The sequence below is a fragment of the Dactylosporangium sp. NPDC050588 genome, assembly GCF_040654975.1.
In the GTDB taxonomy this organism is placed as follows: Bacteria; Actinomycetota; Actinomycetes; order Mycobacteriales; family Micromonosporaceae; genus Dactylosporangium; species Dactylosporangium maewongense.
On sequence record NZ_JBFAJA010000056.1, the window covers coordinates 65,152 to 82,063 of the forward strand.

The 16,912-nt window shown below is 72.0% G+C and carries 13 protein-coding genes; 2 read left to right on the forward strand and 11 right to left on the reverse strand.

The window, feature by feature from the left end; all coding sequences use genetic code 11:
- Positions 1 to 72 precede the first annotated feature (72 nt).
- The 7 genes from rpmA to AB0I21_RS34215 form a co-directional block, all read right to left on the reverse strand.
- Positions 73 to 330: a 50S ribosomal protein L27 gene (gene rpmA, locus AB0I21_RS34185; protein WP_360567371.1), complete on the reverse strand. Its 258-nt coding sequence runs from the start codon at positions 328 to 330 to the stop codon at positions 73 to 75.
- Between the two features lie 10 nt (positions 331 to 340).
- On the reverse strand, positions 341 to 655 hold the full coding sequence (rplU, locus tag AB0I21_RS34190) for a 50S ribosomal protein L21 (RefSeq protein ID WP_033365478.1): 315 nt from the start codon (positions 653 to 655) through the stop codon (positions 341 to 343).
- A 127-nt stretch (positions 656 to 782) separates the two neighbouring features.
- A complete protein-coding gene (locus AB0I21_RS34195) occupies positions 783 to 3,758 on the reverse strand; it encodes an Rne/Rng family ribonuclease (RefSeq protein WP_360567373.1) in 2,976 nt (991 codons plus the stop codon).
- 132 nt (positions 3,759 to 3,890) lie between these two features.
- Entirely contained in the window at positions 3,891 to 4,694 is an 804-nt protein-coding gene (locus tag AB0I21_RS34200; protein WP_360567375.1) for a TIGR03936 family radical SAM-associated protein, read from the reverse strand.
- Complete coding sequence (locus tag AB0I21_RS34205) at positions 4,687 to 6,651, reverse strand: TIGR03960 family B12-binding radical SAM protein (RefSeq protein ID WP_344512301.1); 1,965 nt, start codon at positions 6,649 to 6,651, stop codon at positions 4,687 to 4,689. The genes AB0I21_RS34200 and AB0I21_RS34205 overlap by 8 nt, the downstream gene beginning before the upstream one ends.
- Positions 6,652 to 6,697: 46 nt before the next feature.
- A complete protein-coding gene (locus AB0I21_RS34210; RefSeq protein WP_360567377.1) occupies positions 6,698 to 9,043 on the reverse strand; it encodes a glycoside hydrolase family 65 protein in 2,346 nt (781 codons plus the stop codon).
- Complete coding sequence (locus AB0I21_RS34215; RefSeq protein ID WP_360567379.1) at positions 9,043 to 9,798, reverse strand: beta-phosphoglucomutase family hydrolase; 756 nt, start codon at positions 9,796 to 9,798, stop codon at positions 9,043 to 9,045. Before AB0I21_RS34215 ends, AB0I21_RS34210 begins: the two co-directional genes overlap by 1 nt.
- 85 nt (positions 9,799 to 9,883) lie before the next feature.
- On the opposite strand from AB0I21_RS34215, the gene AB0I21_RS34220 reads away from it, so the two are divergent.
- Positions 9,884 to 10,732 (forward strand): hypothetical protein, encoded by an 849-nt coding sequence (locus AB0I21_RS34220; RefSeq protein WP_360567381.1) that lies wholly within the window; start codon positions 9,884 to 9,886, stop codon positions 10,730 to 10,732.
- A 1-nt stretch (position 10,733) separates the two neighbouring features.
- Here AB0I21_RS34220 and AB0I21_RS34225 read toward each other — a convergent pair whose 3' ends face one another.
- From AB0I21_RS34225 to AB0I21_RS34235, 3 genes are all read right to left on the reverse strand, one after another.
- Entirely contained in the window at positions 10,734 to 11,444 is a 711-nt protein-coding gene (locus AB0I21_RS34225; protein WP_360567383.1) for a lysophospholipid acyltransferase family protein, read from the reverse strand.
- A 190-nt stretch (positions 11,445 to 11,634) separates the two neighbouring features.
- Positions 11,635 to 12,474 carry a DMT family transporter gene (locus tag AB0I21_RS34230; protein ID WP_360567384.1) on the reverse strand — a complete coding sequence of 280 codons (840 nt, stop codon included), beginning with the start codon at positions 12,472 to 12,474 and terminating at the stop codon, positions 11,635 to 11,637.
- Positions 12,471 to 13,118, reverse strand: coding sequence for a phenylalanine--tRNA ligase beta subunit-related protein (locus tag AB0I21_RS34235; protein ID WP_360567386.1), 648 nt, complete (start codon positions 13,116 to 13,118; stop codon positions 12,471 to 12,473). The genes AB0I21_RS34230 and AB0I21_RS34235 overlap by 4 nt, the downstream gene beginning before the upstream one ends.
- Positions 13,119 to 13,159: 41 nt before the next feature.
- Here AB0I21_RS34235 and AB0I21_RS34240 point away from each other — a divergent pair, with 41 nt between their 5' ends.
- Positions 13,160 to 13,771, forward strand: a complete 612-nt coding sequence (locus tag AB0I21_RS34240; RefSeq protein ID WP_344512288.1) for an XRE family transcriptional regulator — start codon at positions 13,160 to 13,162, stop codon at positions 13,769 to 13,771.
- On the opposite strand, the gene ileS is transcribed toward AB0I21_RS34240, so the two are convergent.
- A complete protein-coding gene (gene ileS / locus AB0I21_RS34245; protein ID WP_360567388.1) occupies positions 13,752 to 16,859 on the reverse strand; it encodes an isoleucine--tRNA ligase in 3,108 nt (1,035 codons plus the stop codon). The genes AB0I21_RS34240 and ileS overlap by 20 nt on opposite strands.
- Positions 16,860 to 16,912 lie beyond the last annotated feature (53 nt).

The following is a 16,912-nucleotide window of genomic DNA, read 5'->3' on the forward strand; positions in this document are numbered from 1 at the left end:
AGAACCTCACGAACACAAGAACGGCGGGCCGGGAGCGAATATGCCCCCGGCCCGCCGTCCGGAAAAGCTGCTTCAGCCAGCGACCGGGGTGATGCTCACGGTCTTGCGGCCCCGCTTGGTGCCGAAGAGCACGTGGCCCGCGGCGAGCGCGAACAGCGTGTCGTCGCCACCGCGGCCCACCAGGTCACCCGGGTGGAACTTGGTGCCGCGCTGCCGGATGATGATCTCGCCGGCGTTGACCAGCTGGCCGCCGAAACGCTTCACGCCGAGCCGCTGGGCAGCGGAGTCGCGCCCGTTCCGCGAGCTGGACGCACCTTTTTTATGTGCCATCGCGCTGCCCCTACTTCCCGGTGGAGATGCCGGTGACCTTCACCTGGGTCAGCGGCTGGCGGTGACCCTGGCGCTTGTGGTAGCCGGTCTTGTTCTTGAACTTGTGGATCCGGATCTTCGGACCCTTGGTGTGCGCGACGACCTCAGCGGTCACCGCAGCGCTGGCAAGCTTCGCCGCGTCGGTGATGAGATCTTCGCCGTCGACAAGCAGCACCGCCGCGAGCGACAGGGAGTCGCCAGGCTGGCCCGCGAGCTTCTCGACCTCGATCACATCGCCCTCGGCGACCTTGTACTGCTTGCCGCCGGTCTTGACGATCGCGTACATCGGACGCGGACTCCTGTCGTAGCTACTGGCGGTTGGTCATCCGCGTGACCCATACAAAGCACGCAAAGACCCGACGCACGAAAGTGCGCCTTGAGAAGGGTACGCCATCGGTGGCGTACCCCCCAAATCAGGGGCGGGTCCGCCTGCGCAGACCACCCCGGCGGGTCCGGCGGCGGGCACCGTTGCCGGCCGACTCGTCCTCGTCGTCGTCGATGTTGTCCGGGTCGTCCTCGGAGGCGATCGGCGTGAACTCCGCCTCCTCCTCGACGTCCTCCACCGTGTGCGGCACGTCCACCGAGTCGGTCTCCTCCTCGACGGCCTCGGCGACCTCGGCCACCTCCGCGACCGCGGCGCCACCCCGGCGGCCACGCCGGCGGCCGGTGCGGGCCGGCTGGACGTCGGCCTCTTCCACGCCGCTGGTGACGGTCGCCGCGGCCACCTTCGCCGCGCCGTGACCGTTGCTGCCGGCGCTGCCGCCGCCACCGCGCTTCTCGGGGATCGGCTCGGTGTGGATGATCAGGCCGCGGCCCTTGCACACCTCGCAGGTCTCGCTGAACGCCTCGAGCAGGCCCTGGCCGACCCGCTTGCGGGTCATCTGCACCAGGCCGAGCGAGGTGATCTCGGTGACCTGGTGCTTGGTCCGGTCCCGGCCCAGACACTCGGTCAACCGGCGCAGCACCAGGTCGCGGTTGGACTCCAGGACCATGTCGATGAAGTCGATGACGATGATGCCGCCGAGGTCCCGCAGCCGCAGCTGGTGGACGATCTCCTCGGCCGCCTCGAGGTTGTTGCGGGTGACCGTCTCCTCGAGGTTGCCGCCGGCGCCCGTGTACTTGCCGGTGTTGACGTCGATGACGGTCATCGCCTCGGTGCGGTCGATGACGAGGCTGCCGCCGGAGGGCAGGAACACCCGCCGATCGAGGGCCTTGATCAGCTGCTCGTCGATGCGGAGGTCCGCGAAGACGTCGTTGACGCCGGTGTACCGCTTGACCCGGTCGACCAGGTCCGGCGACACGTGCGACAGGTACGGCTCGACCGACTCGTAGGCGTCGTTGCCCTGGATGACCAGCTCACCGAAGTCCTCGTTGAACAGGTCCCGGACGACCCGCACGACCAGCTCGGGCTCCTCGTAGAGCAGGGCCGGCGCGCTGCTGCTGCCGGACTTCTCCTGGATGGCCTCCCACTGCGCCTGCAGCCGCTTCACGTCGCGGGCCAGGTCGTCCTCGCTGGCGCCCTCGGCCGCGGTGCGCACGATGACCCCGGCGCCGTCGGGCACCAGGTTCTTCAGCACGTCGCGGAGCCGCTTGCGCTCGATGTCCGACAGCTTGCGGCTGATGCCGGACGCGTTGCCGTGCGGCACGTAGACGAGGTGCCGGCCGGACAGCGCGATGTGGCTGGTCAGCCGGGCGCCCTTGGTGCCGATCGGGTCCTTGGTCACCTGGACCAGCACCGAGTCACCCGACTTGAGCGCTTGCTCGATGGAGCGGGAGCGGCCCTCCATGCCGGTCGCGTCCCAGTTGACCTCGCCGGCGTACAGCACCGCGTTGCGGCCCCGGCCGATGTCGACGAACGCCGCCTCCATGCTGGGCAGCACGTTCTGCACGCGGCCGAGGTAGACGTTGCCCACCATCGAGCTGGACGAGGCCCGGGTGACGTAGTGCTCGACGAGCACCTTGTCCTCCAGGACCGCGATCTGCGTGCGGTCGTTCTTCTGCCGGATGACCATCGTGCGGTCGACCGCCTCGCGGCGGGCCAGGAACTCCGACTCCGACAGGATCGGCGGGCGGGTCCGGCGCTGCTCGCGGCCGTCGCGGCGACGCTGGCGCTTCGCCTCCAGGCGGGTCGAGCCGGAGATCCCCTGCACCTCGTCGCGCTCGCGCTCGCGGGCGGCCGGGCGGGGCTCGCGGATCTTCACGACCACGTGCGGGTCGTCGGCGGGCTCGGTGTCGGCGGAGCCCTTGCGCCGGCGGCGGCGCCGGCGGCGGGTCAGGCCCTCGCCGTCCTCGTCGCCCTCGTCGGACGCCTCGGCGTCCTCGTCGGCGGCGGCCTCCTCGCCCTCGGCGTCGGTCTCGGCCTCGCCCTCGACATCGTCCACGTCATCGCCGAGCGGGCCACGGCCACGGCCACGGCCACGGCGGCCGCGCCGCCGCCGGCGGCGGGTGCCGGGCTCGAACTCGTCCTCGTCCTCATCCTCGTCGACCTCGGCGTCGACCTCGTCGGTCTCCACCGGAGCCTCGACGGCGGCGGGCGCCTCCTCGGCGCCGCGGCGGCCCCGGCGCCGGCGGCTGCGGCCGACGGGCTCCTCGGGAGCCTCCTCGCCCAGGTCCTCGTAGTCGACGGCGGCGACGGCCGGCGCGGCGAACGGGTCGATGCCGGACGTGGCGCCGGACGCGGCACCGAACGCCGGGGCGGCCGGGCGGACCGGCTCCACCTCCTCGCTCGGCGGCATGAACAGCACCTGGATCGGCGCGGCCCGGCGCCCCCGGCGGGCGGGCGGCTCCTCGACCGGCGCGACGACCTCCTCGGCGGCGGTCTCCTCGACCGCCTCCTCGTCCTCGGTCCCGGCCGGAGCGGTCTCCTCCGGAGCCTCGGCGACCGGAGCCTCGGCGACCTCAGGGGTGACGGCCTCGGGCACCGGCAGCGGCTCGGGCTCCTCCACCGGCGCGGCCTTGACCGCCCGGCGGCGGGTGCGCTTGACCGGCGCGGCGACGGCCGGCTCACCAGCCTCAGGGGCCTGGTCGCCGACGGCCGCTGGGCTGTCCGCAGCGGCGGCGGCCGGGGTGCCCGCGTCCAGCGGCAGCGCTTGCTGTCCGGACTCGCCCAAATCGCCCGATTCGGCGCTCGCCGTCGCCTTCACCGCTCTGCGGCGCGTCCGGCGGACCGGCGCGGCCTCCTCCGCCGGTGCCGCTTCCGGTGCCGCTTCCGGGGTCACCTCCGGAGTCGCCTCGGCAGCGGCCGCGTCTGGCTCGGCGGCGGGGGTGGCGGCCGCCTTGGTGGTCCGGCGCCGCGTGCGGCGGACGGGAGTGGTCTCTTCGGTGGTAGCGGCGTCTGCAACCGGCGCGTCGCCGGTTGCCTCGCCGCTTGCCGACTCGTTGTCGAACATGCGGACGTTCTCCAGTTCTGGCGCTCCCGGGCGCGTAGCAACGCAGCCACACGGGGGCACCGCATATATGTTGTGCCGGCGGAGGTATCCGCTCACACGGACGATCCGCCGAAAGTCTGCCAACCTCGCCGACTACTCCAGTGACGAAGCCCCGACGACGACCGCCGGCCGATCCGCGGCGAGCGGATCGACAAGCTCTCCCTGCGCGGTCAGCACTCCCTGAGCCAGTCGGGTCGCACGAGGCGGGACCGGAGGCTCCAGGTCGGCTACTACACGCAGACCGGACAGCACATCATCGGGTCGCACGGTCGGGGTTCCCTGCCGCACGACAAGGTCGAGTATCGCACACGGTGCCTCGGTGACCTCGGAAGGTACGTCACCGGGGGTCGAAGGGACGGAAAGTACGGCGAGCCGGACAACCGCGGCACGCGTGTCGAAGACCCGCTTGCCCTGCTTGGTGAGCCGCTCCACGAGCACCTCGGCGGCGCCCAGGAAGGCCTGGACCGCCGCCTCGGCCTCGGCCGGCGTCACGCCGGGCAGCTCGAGGTGCCAGGCCGACGCGTCGATGCGGTCGGCCAGGCTGCCGCCGCCGTTGAGCGGCGACTGGACGGCCTCGATCACGTCGAGGCCGGGCGAGAGGGCCGCGTCGAGGGCGGCCCGCAGGTCGCCCGGGTCCACGACGGCCCGCAGGCCGATCTCCAGGTATTCGGCCTCGCTGGCCACGCCGGTCGGAGCGGCGGAGGCGTAGGAGACCTTCGGGTGCGGGGTGAAGCCCTGCGAGTACGCGATCGGCACGTTGGCGCGCAGCAGCGCCCGCTCGAACGCCCGGGCGAAGTCGCGGTGCGAGGTGAAGCGCATCGGGCCCCGCTTCGAGTACCGCAGCCGGATCCGCTGCACGACGGGGTCCTGGCCGCCCTCAGGCTGTCGCTTAGCCATGACGGTGCACCGCCTCAGGCATCCGCAGTCCCGCGCCGACCGGGGTCAGCGGCAGCAGCTTCTTGCCCGTGGGGCCGATCTGGATCTCGGTGTCCTGGCTCGGGCACACGCCGCAGTCGAAGCACGGCGTCCACCGGCAGTCGTCCTGCTCGAACCCGGTGAGCGAGTCCTGCCAGTCCTGCCAGAGCCAGTCCTTGTCCAGGCCGGAGTCGAGGTGGTCCCACGGCAGGACCTCGTGCTGGTCGCGCTCGCGGGTGGTGTACCAGTCCAGGTCCACGCCGCGCTCGGGCAGCACCGCCGCGGCGGCGTCGACCCAGCGCTGGTAGGAGAAGTGCTCGGACCAGCCGTCGAAGCGGCCGCCGGACTCCCAGACCCGCCGGATGACCGCGCCGACCCGCCGGTCACCCCGGCTGAGCAGGCCCTCGATCAGGGAGGGCTGGCCGTCGTGGTACCGGTAGCCGATCGCCTTGCCGAGGTTGCGGTCGGCGTTGATCGCCGTCTTCAGCGCCCGGAGCCGGTGGTCGATGACCTCCGGCGGCTCCATGCGCGCCCACTGGAACGGCGTGTGCGGCTTGGGGACGAACCCGCCGATCGACACCGTGCAGCGGATGTCCCGGGAGCCGGTGGCCTCCCGGCCGGCCCGGATGACGTCGTGCGCCAGCTTGGCGATCTGCAGCACGTCGTCGTCGGTCTCGGTCGGCAGCCCGCACATGAAGTACAGCTTCACCTGCCGCCAGCCGTTGCTGTACGCCGTGACGACGGTCCGGATCAGATCTTCCTCGGTGACCATCTTGTTGATCACCTTGCGGATCCGCTCCGAGCCACCCTCGGGCGCGAAGGTCAGGCCGGTGCGCCGGCCGTTGCGGGCCAGCTCCTGGGCGAGCGTCACGTTGAACGCGTCGACCCGCGTCGAGGGCAGCGACAGGGAGACGTTGGTCCCCTCGTACTGCTGGGCGAGGCCGGAGCACATGTCGCCGATCTCGGAGTGGTCGGCGGAGGAGAGCGAGAGCAGGCCGACCTCGTGGAAGCCGGAGAACTCGAGCCCCTCCTTGACCATCTGCCCGACCGTCGTGATCGAGCGCTCGCGCACCGGGCGGGTGATCATCCCGGCCTGGCAGAAGCGGCAGCCCCGCGTGCACCCGCGGAAGATCTCGACGGCGTAGCGCTCGTGCACCGTCTCCGCGAGGGGCACCAGCGGGCGCTTGGGGTAGGGCCACGCGTCCAGGTCCATCGTGGTGCGCTTGTGCACCCGGAAGGGCACGTCGGCACGGTTGGGCACGACCCGCTGGATGCGCCCGTCGGGCAGGTAGTCGACGTCGTAGAAGCGCGGCACGTAGACCGACTCGGTCCGCGCCAGGCGCAGCAGCAGCTCGTCGCGGCCGCCGGGCGAGCCGTCGGCCTTCCACTGCCGCACGATGGCGGTGATCTCCAGGACCGCCTCCTCGCCGTCGCCGAGCACGGCGGCGTCGATGAAGTCGGCGATCGGCTCGGGGTTGAACGCGGCGTGCCCGCCGGCGACGACCACCGGGTGCCGGTCGTCGCGCTCGCGCGAGTCGAGGGGGATGCCGGCCAGGTCCAGCATGGTGAGCATGTTGGTGTAGCCGAGCTCGGTGGCGAACGAGATGCCGAACACGTCGAACGCGGTCACCGGGCGATGCGCCTCCACGGTGAACTGCGGCACACCTTCGGCGCGCATGAGCGCCTCCAGGTCGGGCCACACCGCATAGGTGCGCTCGGCGAGCACGTCCGGCTGCTCGTTGAGCACCTCGTAGAGGATCTGGACGCCCTGGTTGGGCAGGCCGACCTCATAGGCGTCCGGGTAGGACAGGGCCCACCGCACGGTGGCGGAGTCCCAGTCCTTGACGACCGCACCGAGCTCACCTCCCACATATTGGATCGGCTTGCTGATCCTGGGCAGGAGACGCTCGAGTTGCGGGAAGACGCTTGCGACGCTCACGAGCTACCAGGGTACCCGCAGCCTCAGAACGCCCCCGGCCGCCGCCTCAGGAGTTCCGATGCCGACGCCTCGGCTCCCGCCTGGCGGGCGGCTTCGGCGCCGGCGTGGCCGGCCGCGGCGGCGGGACCCGCAGCGTGACCGGTTTGTCCGCCGCGACGGTGAACTGCTCGCCGTGGTGGCGCAGCGTCATCTCCCCGGAGTCCAGCTGGTACGTCGCCTCCTCGTGGTCGACGGTGACCCGCAGGATGCCGCCGTGGCAGGTGATCGCGAACGACAGCCGGTCCAGGCGGTCCGGCAGCCGCGGCATGAACGACAGCTCCCCGCCGTGGTCCCGCATCCCCCCGAAGCCCGCGACGAGCGCCAGCCACGTCCCGGCGAGCGAGGCCATGTGCAGTCCGTCACCGGAGTTGTGCTGCAGGTTGTACAGGTCGACGAAGGCCGCCTCGCCGAGGTAGTCGTAGGCCAGCTCGGTGTGCCCGACCTCGGCGGCCATCACCGCCTGCGTGCAGGCCGACAGCGAGGAGTCGCGGACCGTGCGCTCGTCGTAGTAGGCGAAGTTGCGGGCCTTCTCCTCCGCGGTGAAGGCGTCGCCCCGCCAGTGCATGGCCAGGACCAGGTCCGCCTGCTTGACGACCTGCCTGCGGTACAGGTCGAAGTACGGGTAGTGCAGCAGCAGCGGATAGTGGTCGTCGGGCGTGTGCTCGAAGTCCCACTCCTGGTGCCGGGTGAAGCCGGTGGACTGCTCGTGGACCCGCAGCTCGCTGCTGTAGGGCAGGTGGATCCTGGCGGCCGCGTCGCGCCACGACGCGATCTCCTCGTCGTCGACGCCGACCGCCCGTGCCTCGTCCGGGTGGCGTTCGGCGGCGCCGGCCGCGGCGACGAGGTTCTGCTGGGCCATGAGATTGGTGTAGATGTTGTCGTCGGCGATCGCGCTGTACTCGTCGGGCCCGGTCACCCCGTCGATGTGAAAGACGCCGTGCCGGTCGTGGTGGCCCAGGGAGCGCCACAGCCGGGCGGTCTCGACCAGCAGCTCCAGGCCGCAGTCGGCCTCGAAGGCGGTGTCGCCGGTCGCCTGGACGTAGCGGACCACGGCGGCCGCGATGTCGGCGTTGACGTGGAACCCGGCGGTGCCGGCGGGCCAGTACGCGGAGCACTCCTGCCCGCGGATCGTCCGCCACGGGAAGGCCGCCCCGGACAGGCCCAGCTGCGCGGCGCGGTCGCGGGCCAGCTGCAGCGTGTCGTGCCGCCAGCGCAGCCCGTCGCGGGCCGCCTGCGGGTGCGTGTAGGTCAGCACCGGCAGCACGAAGCTCTCCGTGTCCCAGAACACGTGCCCGTCGTAGCCGTGGCCGGTCAGGCCCTTCGCCGCGATCGGCCTGGCCTCGGCCCGCGCGCCGGCCTGCATCAGGTGGAACAGGGCGAACCGCACGGCCTGCTGGATCTCCGCGTCGCCCTCGACCTCGACGTCGGCCTGCGCCCAGAAGCCGTCGAGGAACCGCCGCTGCGCCGCGACGAGGCCGTCCCAGCCGCCGAGCCGGGCGCCGGCGATCGCGCCGTGCACCTGGTCGCGGATCGCCTGCCGGGACCGCTGGCTGGACCAGCCGTACGCGAGGTACTTGACGATCCGCAGCCGCTGGCCGGGCTGCAGCTCGCACGCGAACGTGGTGCGGGCCCAGTCCTCCCTGGCCTCGGTGTGCGAGCGGACCGGCACCGGCGCGTCGACCTCGTGGTCCATCTCCGCGCCGAGCCGCAGCCAGCTCGCCTTCGTGCGGTGCAGCAGCTGGCCGTTGAGTTCGTTGGCCGAGTGCTCCTCGGGCTCGAGGGCGTGGCCGAGCGCCGCGGCGACCCGCGGATCCTTGCTCGGCTGCGGGATGTCCTCGTTGGCGACCAGCTCCGACTGCACGATCACCCGCGCCGGGCCGTCGACGGGCTCGACCTCGTACAGGAACGCGGCGATCGACCGCTGCTCCAGCGACACCAGGCGGGTGGTGCTGACCTTGACCCGCTGCTGGGCCGGCGACATCCAGTCGACGTCGCGCCGCAGCGTGCCGGCCCGCAGGTCGAGGACCCGCTCGTGGCTCAGGAGGTTGCCGTACCGCACGTCGAACGGCTCGTCGTCGACCAGCAGGCGGAACACCTTGCCGTTGGTGACGTTCAGGATCGACTGGCCCTCTTCCGGGAAGCCGTAGCCCGCCTCCGCGTAGGGCAGCGGGCGCTCCTCGTAGAAGGAGTTGAGGTACGTGCCGGGCAGCCCGAACGGCTCGCCCTCGTCCAGGTTGCCGCGCAGCCCGACGTGCCCGTTGGACAGCGCGAACAGCGACTCGGTCTGGCCCAGGTCGTCGAGGTCGAGCTCGGTCTCGCGGACCGCCCACGGCTCGACCGGGAATGTCGCCATCAGCGGTCCCGCCCTTCCGGCTGGTCCTGACCGTCCAGCAGCGCGTCGAGGTCCGGCACGACGATGTCGGCGCCGGCGGCCCGCAGGTCGTCGGCGTGCCTGCCGCCGATCCGGTCGATCCCGACGACGTAGCCGAACCCGCCGGCCTTCCCCGCCGCGACCCCCGAGAGCGCGTCCTCGAACACGGCGGCGTGCTCCGGCGCGACGCCGAGATCCCGCGCCGCCGCCAGGAACGTGTCCGGGGCGGGCTTGCCGCGCAGCCCCTGCTCGCGGACCGTGACGCCGTCGACCCTGGCCTCCAGGTAGGCGTCGAGACCGGTCGACGTGATCACCTGCAGCGTGTTGGCGCTGGAGCTGACCACCGCCCGGCGCAGCCCTTCCGCGACGGCCGCCTTCAGGTAGCGCACGCTGCCCGGGTACGGCTCGAGCCCCTCCTTGATGAGGGTGAGCAGCAGCTCGTTCTTGCGGTTGCCGAGCCCGTAGACGGTCTGGGCGTCCGGAGGGTCGTCGGGGGTGCCTTCGGGCAGCGTGATGCCGCGGGAGGCGAGGAAGTCACGGACGCCGGCCTCGCGCGGCTTGCCGTCGACGTGGTCGTTGTAGTCGGCGACCGGGTCGAACGGCCGCTGGCCGTCGCGTCCGGCGAGGAAGTCGTCGAACGTCCTGGTCCATGCCTTGTTGTGGATGATCGCGGTCGGGGTGAGCACCCCGTCGAGGTCGAACAGGCAGGCGGTCACGCGTTCCGGTAGACCCAGCACACCGCAACCGTATCCGCGCGAGGTGTCCGTCAAACCTGCCGCCGCTGAACGGCGGGCCGTGCACGGGGTCGCTAGCCTTCAGGGTGTGACACATCCGGATGAATCGCCGACCGACCGCCAGCCGGCCACGCCGACGTGGGTGGGCTCGGCGTCGGTGCCTCCGGGCGGGTCACGCCGGCGACGGCAGTGGGAGGACACCCTCGATCTGCCCGCCGCGCCGCGGACGGTCCCGCTGCCCGCTGATCCTTCGCCGCCCCCGCCGGAGATCCGGTACGTGCCGGTGCCGCAGTACGGTCCGCCGCCGCCGGGGTACCGTCCCCCGCCCGGTTATCGCCCGCCGCCCGGCTACGGTCCGCCGCCCCCGCCCTATCAGCGGCGCAAGCGGCGCTGGCCGTGGGTGATGCTGCTGCTCTTCGCCCTGTGCGCGGGCTGCTGCGGCGGCTCGTACGCCTGGGCCCGGCCCTACTGGGTGCAGTACCCGGCCTCGGTGCAGGTGGACGCGACGGTGCCGGGGCTCACCCGTTCCAGCGACGCGAACGCCAAGAAGGCGGCCACGGACCTGCAGAAGGCCCTGACCTCCGACCACCTCGACGAGTCCGGCTTCACGGTCACGTACACCGACGCGTCCAACAGGCAGCTGCGCGTCCTTGTCGCGGGCGCCACCCGCTTCATCACCGATCCGACCCGCGACCTGGAGGCCTCGATCCGCAAGCTCCCGGCCGCGATGCAGGTCGGCGCGGTGCGCGACATCGATCCCGGCCCCTTCGGCGGCGAGCAGCGCTGCGCCGCGGCCCGCTTCGACGGCCGCTCGGCGACCGTCTGCGGCTGGGCCGACCACGGCGTCATCGCCCTTGCCGTCTTCCCCGGCAAGTCCGTCGAACAGGCCGGCACCCTGACCCACAACATCCGCGGCTCCATCGTCCGCCGCGGCTGACTCAGTCCTTCTCTGCCGCGCCGTTCGCGGCGGCGATCTGGTCGGGGCGCTTCGGGGCGTACCGGGTGACGTACTCCTGGCCGGTGAGCTGCTGGATCGCGTTCATGAGCTTGAGGGTCAGCTCGCGCAGGCCACGGCTGTCGATCTCGCCGCCCTGCCACTGGCTCAGGTCGAGCGGCTCGCCGACGCGGACCTCGACCGTCGGGCCGAGGCGGGGCACGGAGGCGCCGATCGGCTGGATCTTCTCGGTGTTGAGCAGGCCGATCGGGATGATCGGGGCGGGCGCGTCGAGGGCGAGCTTCGCCACTCCGGGGCGGCCGCGGTACAGGCGGCCGTCGGGTGAGCGGGTGCCCTCGGGGAAGATGCCGAGGACGTGGCCGTCGCGCAGGACGGGCAGCGCGGCGTCGAGGGCCATCAGGCTGGCCCGGCCGCCGGAGCGGTCCACGGGGATCTGGTTCAGCCCGTACATGACGTTGCGCATGACGGTGCCCTTGACCCCGGGGGCGATGAAGTACTCGTCCTTGGCGAGGAAGTAGACGTTGCGCGGCATGAGCGCGCCCATCAGCACCGAGTCGATGACGGACTGGTGGTTGCTGGCGAGGATGGCCGGGCCGGTGGCCGGCACGTTGTCCAGTCCGCTGACCTTGGGCCGCCACAGCAGGCGGGACACTGGAGAGATCGCGAACTTGCCGACCGCATACAGCGCGGACAAATGCCCTCCACCAGGCTCAACAGACGATGCCGCCCACTGTAGACGGCGCGGGTCGTCAGGTCAGCCGCTGAGCTCACACCGTGGGCAACACCACCCGCGGCTCATGCCGCCACCTCCCCTACGCTCCGGCGCCGGCCCGAGCGCCGACCTGCGATACCGATTCGCAGCCCTCCGCTCCGCTCCGGCCCGCTCATGAGGCGACGAGCACCAGCGCGGTCGCGGCCAGCCCGAGCCCGGCAAGCTGCACCGGGCGCAGCCGCTCGCGGTCGACGAGCATCGCGAGCAGGACGGTGCTCACCGGGTACAGCGACGCGACCGGCGCGATGATGCTCAGGTCCCCACGCTGGACGGCCAGGACATAGAGGGCGTTGGCGCTCATGTCGAGCATCCCGGCGGCGAGCAGCCAGCGCAGCGGCGTCCCGGACGGACGTGCCGCGCCCCGGCCGCGCAGCAGCGGCGCGCCGAGCACGACGGCGGTGACCTGCGCGCCGAGGACCGGCCACATCCCGGCGGCACCGCCGGCGGCGTCGCTCGCGGCGGACAGGCAGATGAAGAACAGACCGAACGCGACGCCGGCGCCGAGTGCCATGCCGAGGAGCCGGACGGAAAGCCTGGCGTCGCCTCCGGGCGCGAGGCTGACCAGGCCGATCGCGACGATCGCGCAGCCCGCGCCGGCCAGCGCGAGACCACCCGGGCGCTCGCCGGAGAGCAGGCCGGCGGCGACGGGCAGCAGCGCGGTGGTGACGGCGCTGACGGGAGCGACGATCGTCATGGCGCCGCCGGCCATCGCCCGGTAGAACACCATCATCCCGACCATGCCGAGCGCGCCGGCGGCGGCGCCCCAGCCGAGGGCGCCGGCGTGCGGCGCGGCGGGCATGAGCACCAGGAAGAGCAGCAACAGCGGGATGCTGGCGGCCTTCGACAGCACGACCACGGTCTTCGAGTCGACGCGCTGGCTGGCCTTGCCGCCCGCGAAGTCACCGACGCCCCACACCAGCCCCGACAGCGCGGCGAGCACGATCCCGATCACGCGAGCCTCCGCACGGTGACCGTGTCGGCGTCGAGCAGCTCGGCGAGCATCTCCGCGGCCGGCGTGAGGTCGGTGTCGAGTCCTTCCAGGAGGAAGACGGCCGAGGTGGTGGCGGCGGTGATGGCGGTGCGGCGGCCCTGGCGCCAGTTCCACCGCCGGCAGGTCACCCCGAGGTCGTCGCGCCAGATCACCTCGCCGGGCTCCGGCGTCTCCACGACCGGCGCGCCCTCCTTCACCGTGTCGAACGGCTCGTCGCCGGCGGCGAGCACGAGCCGCTCGGTGCCGGCGAGCGCGGCGCGGTCCTCGCCGCCGATCGGCACGGCGAAGCGGATGCTGACGGCGTTGTACGCGTCGACGATCCGGTCGATCACGGGCACGTCCCCGCGGGCGGCCCGCTTGCGCAGCGCCTCCGCCGAGCACGGCGTGCGCTGCGGCTTCGCCCCGAAGGCCCGGTAGACGTCGCGCCATGCCTGCAACGGGGCGTCGAGCGGCAGGCCGGGACCACCGGCGTCCTTGATCGCCTGGTGCAGCACGGCGCCGTCACTGGGACCGTTGCGGAGTCCGTCGGCGAGCACCGCGAGGACGGTAGCCTCATGGCCCACGGACCGGCACAGGTCGAGCACCTCATCGGCGATGGCGAACATGCCGCAGTCGTATCACGATATTGACTGTGAAGGAAAATATTTTGACCGACGATGTGGCGCAGGTCGCCCAGGCGGCGATCGCCAGACACGTGAAGGCGTTGCGGCAGGGCCGGCGCTGGTCCCTCGACGAGCTGGCCAGCCGGTCCGGCGTCAGCAAGGGCATGCTGGTGCAGATCGAGGGCGCGAAGACCAACCCGAGCATCGGCACGCTGTGCCGGATCGCGGAGTCGTTCGGGGTGAGCATCGGCCGGCTGCTGGAGTCGGAGCCGGAGCCGGTGGTGCGGATCGTCGGCGCGGACGAGCCGCCGGTGCTGTGGCGGGGCGGCGCGGGCGGGACCGGCAGGCTGCTGCGTGGCGTGAACGACCCGGCGTTCGTCGAGGTCTGGGAGTGGCGGATGCCGCCCGGCGAGACGCACGACTCCGGCGACCACTCCTCCGGCACGCGGGAGCTGATCCACCTGCGGGAGGGCTCGCTCGTGGTGACGGTCGACGGCTCGCAGTACACCGTGCGGACCGGCGAGACGATCGACTTCCGGGCCGACCGCCCCCACACCTACCGCAACGCGGCGGACGTGGAGGCGGTCCTCACGATGGTGGTCGTGATGCCCGAGGGCGAGTTCGACCGGCGGGCGCCTAGGCCTTCGTCACCTTGACGACGACGGCCTGACCGTCGCCGACCTCTCCGGCGAAGCCCTGGGGCACCGCCCCCAGCGACACCGTGTCGGCGAGGACCTCGCCGGCCACGAACGCGCCGTGCGCGGCGAGCACCGCGTCCAGCCCGTCGCCCTGCACGAGGACCGTGACGCGGTCCGAGACGTTCAGGTCCGCGTCCCGCCGGGCCTGCTGCACGACCCTGACCAGGTCGCGGGCGAGCCCCTCGGCCGCCAGCTCCGGGGTGACCGTGCTGTCGAGCACGACCACGCCCTCGCCGCCGGGCAGCGGCGCCGACTGGGTCGGGTCCGCCGCGACGAGCTTCAGGTCGTATTCGCCGTCCTGCAGGGTCACGCCGCCGGCCACGACCTCGTCGCCGGTGTGCTGCCAGTCGCCGGCCTTGACCGCCTTGATCACCTGCTGGACGTCCTTGCCGAGGCGCGGGCCGAGCACCCGCGGCACCAGCGTCAGCACCGGCGTGCAGTGCGCGGCGACGTCGCCGGTGAAGACGACCTCCTTCACGTTGACCTCGTCGGCGACGAGCGCGGCGAAGGGCCGCAGCGCCTCCGCCCGCGGCGTGGCCACCGTCAGGGTCTGCAGCGGCAGCCGTACCCGCAGCCCGCGGGCCTTGCGCAGGGAGAGCGCCGCCGAGCAGACGTCCCGCACCGCGTCCATGTCCGCGACCAGCGCGTGGTCGGCGGGGAACTCCGCCGCCGACGGCCAGTCGGTCAGGTGCACCGACCGCTCGCCGGTCAGGCCGCGGAAGATCTCCTCCGCGGTCAGCGGCGCGAGCGGCGCGACGACCTGCGTCAGCGTCGACAGCACGGTGTAGAGCGTGTCGAACGCGTCGTGGTCGCCGGACCAGAACCGGTCGCGGGAGCGGCGCACGTACCAGTTGGTCAGCGCGTCGAGGTAGGACCGGACCGTCCCGCAGGCGCCGGACAGGTCGTAGGCGTCCAGCTGCGCGGTCACGGTCGCGACCAGCTCGCCGGTCTTGGCCAGCACGTACCGGTCGAGCAGGTGCGTGCTGTCGGCGCGCCGCCGCGCGGTGTAGCCGTCCGCGTTGGCGTACAGCGAGAAGAAGTACCAGACGTTCCACAGCGGCAGGAGCACCTGCCGGACCGCGTCGCGGATGCCGACCTCGGTGACCGGCATGTCACCGCCGCGCAGCACCGGCGACGCCACGAGGAACCACCGCATCGCGTCGGAGCCGTACTCGTCGAACACCCGGTAGACGTCGGGGTAGTTGCGCAGGCTCTTGGACATCTTGCGGCCGTCCTCGCCGAGGAGGATGCCGTGGCTGACGCAGTTGTTGAACGCCGGGCGGTCGAAGAGCGCGGTGGCCAGCACGTGCATGGTGTAGAACCAGCCGCGGGTCTGGCCGATGTACTCGACGATGAAGTCGCCCGGGTAGTGGTGCTCGAACCAGTCCCGGTTCTCGAACGGGTAGTGGACCTGCGCGAACGGCATCGAGCCCGACTCGAACCAGCAGTCGAGGACCTCCGGCACGCGGCGCATGACGGACTGCCCGGTCGGGTCGTCCGGGTTGGGCCGGGTCAGGTTGTCGATCTCGGGCCGGTGCAGGTCGCCGGGGCGCACGCCGAAGTCGCGCTCGAGCTCGTCGAGCGAGCCGTACACGTCGACGCGTGGGTACTGCGGGTCGTCGGACTTCCACACCGGGATCGGCGAGCCCCAGAACCGGTTGCGGCTGATCGACCAGTCGCGGGCGTTGGCCAGCCACTTGCCGAACGAGCCCTCCTTGATGTGCTCCGGCGTCCAGGTGATCTGCTGGTTGAGCTCCACCATCCGGTCGCGGAACGTGGACACGGCCACGAACCACGACGAGACCGCCTTGTAGACCAGCGGCGAGTCGCAGCGCCAGCAGTGCGGGTAGGAGTGCGTGTAGGAGTCGTGACGCACGACGACGCCCGCGGCCTTCAGGTCGCGGATGACCGGCTTGTTGGCCTCGAAGACCTGCAGCCCCTGATACGCGGGGACGACCGAGGTGAAGCGGGTGTGCTCGTCGACGGTGACGACGGTGGGGATGCCGACGGACGCGCAGGCCGCCTGGTCGTCCTCGCCGAAGGCGGGCGCCATGTGCACGACGCCGGTGCCGTCCTCGGTGGTGACGAAGTCCGCGCCGATCACCTGGAACGCGTTGGGGGTGTCGGCGAGGAAGTCGAACAGCGGCGTGTACCGCCGCCCGACGAGCGTCTCACCCTTGACGGTTTCGACCTGGACCGCGCTCGCGAGCTCCTTCTCGTAGGCGGCGACGCGGGACGATGCCAGGATGAACCGCTGCCCGTCCTCCTCGAACACCGCGTAGTCGATGTCCGGGCCGACCGCGAGGGCCAGGTTGGACGGCAGCGTCCACGGGGTCGTCGTCCAGGCGAGGATCTTCTCGCCGCTCTCCAGCTGGAAGGCCACGGTCAGCGCCGGGTCCTGCCGGTCGCGGTAGACGTCGTCGTCCATGCGCAGCTCGGTGTTGGACAGCGGGGTCTCGCAGCGCCAGCAGTACGCGAGGACCCTGAACCCCTCGTAGACGAGACCCTTGTCGTGCAGGGTCTTGAAGGCCCACATGACGCTTTCCATGTAGTCCAGGTCGAGCGTCTTGTAGTCGTTGGTGAAGTCGACCCAGCGCGCCTGGCGCGTCACGTACCGCTCCCACTCGGCCGTGTAACGCAGCACGGACTCCCGGGTGGCGGCGTTGAACTTGTCGACGCCGAGCTGGAGGATCTCCGCCTTCGTGCTGATGCCGAGCTGCTTCTCGGCCTCGACCTCGGCGGGCAGGCCGTGACAGTCCCACCCGAAGCGGCGCTCGACCCGGAAGCCGCGCATCGACTTGTACCGCGGGACGACGTCCTTCGCGTAGCCGGTCAGCAGGTGGCCGTAGTGCGGCAGGCCGTTGGCGAACGGAGGGCCGTCGTAGAACACGAACTCGTTGGCGCCGTCGACGCCCGCGTCACGCTGCTCGACGGAGGCCTCGAAGGTCTTGTCGGCGGCCCAGTAGTCCAGGACGCCCCGCTCGACCTCGGGCAGGTCGGGGCTGGCCGGCACACCCGGCGCGGCATTGTGCATCGGATAGGCCATCGGCGGTCGCACTCCTCGCGTGACGTCAGCTGTCTCGACTCCACGCGGGGACG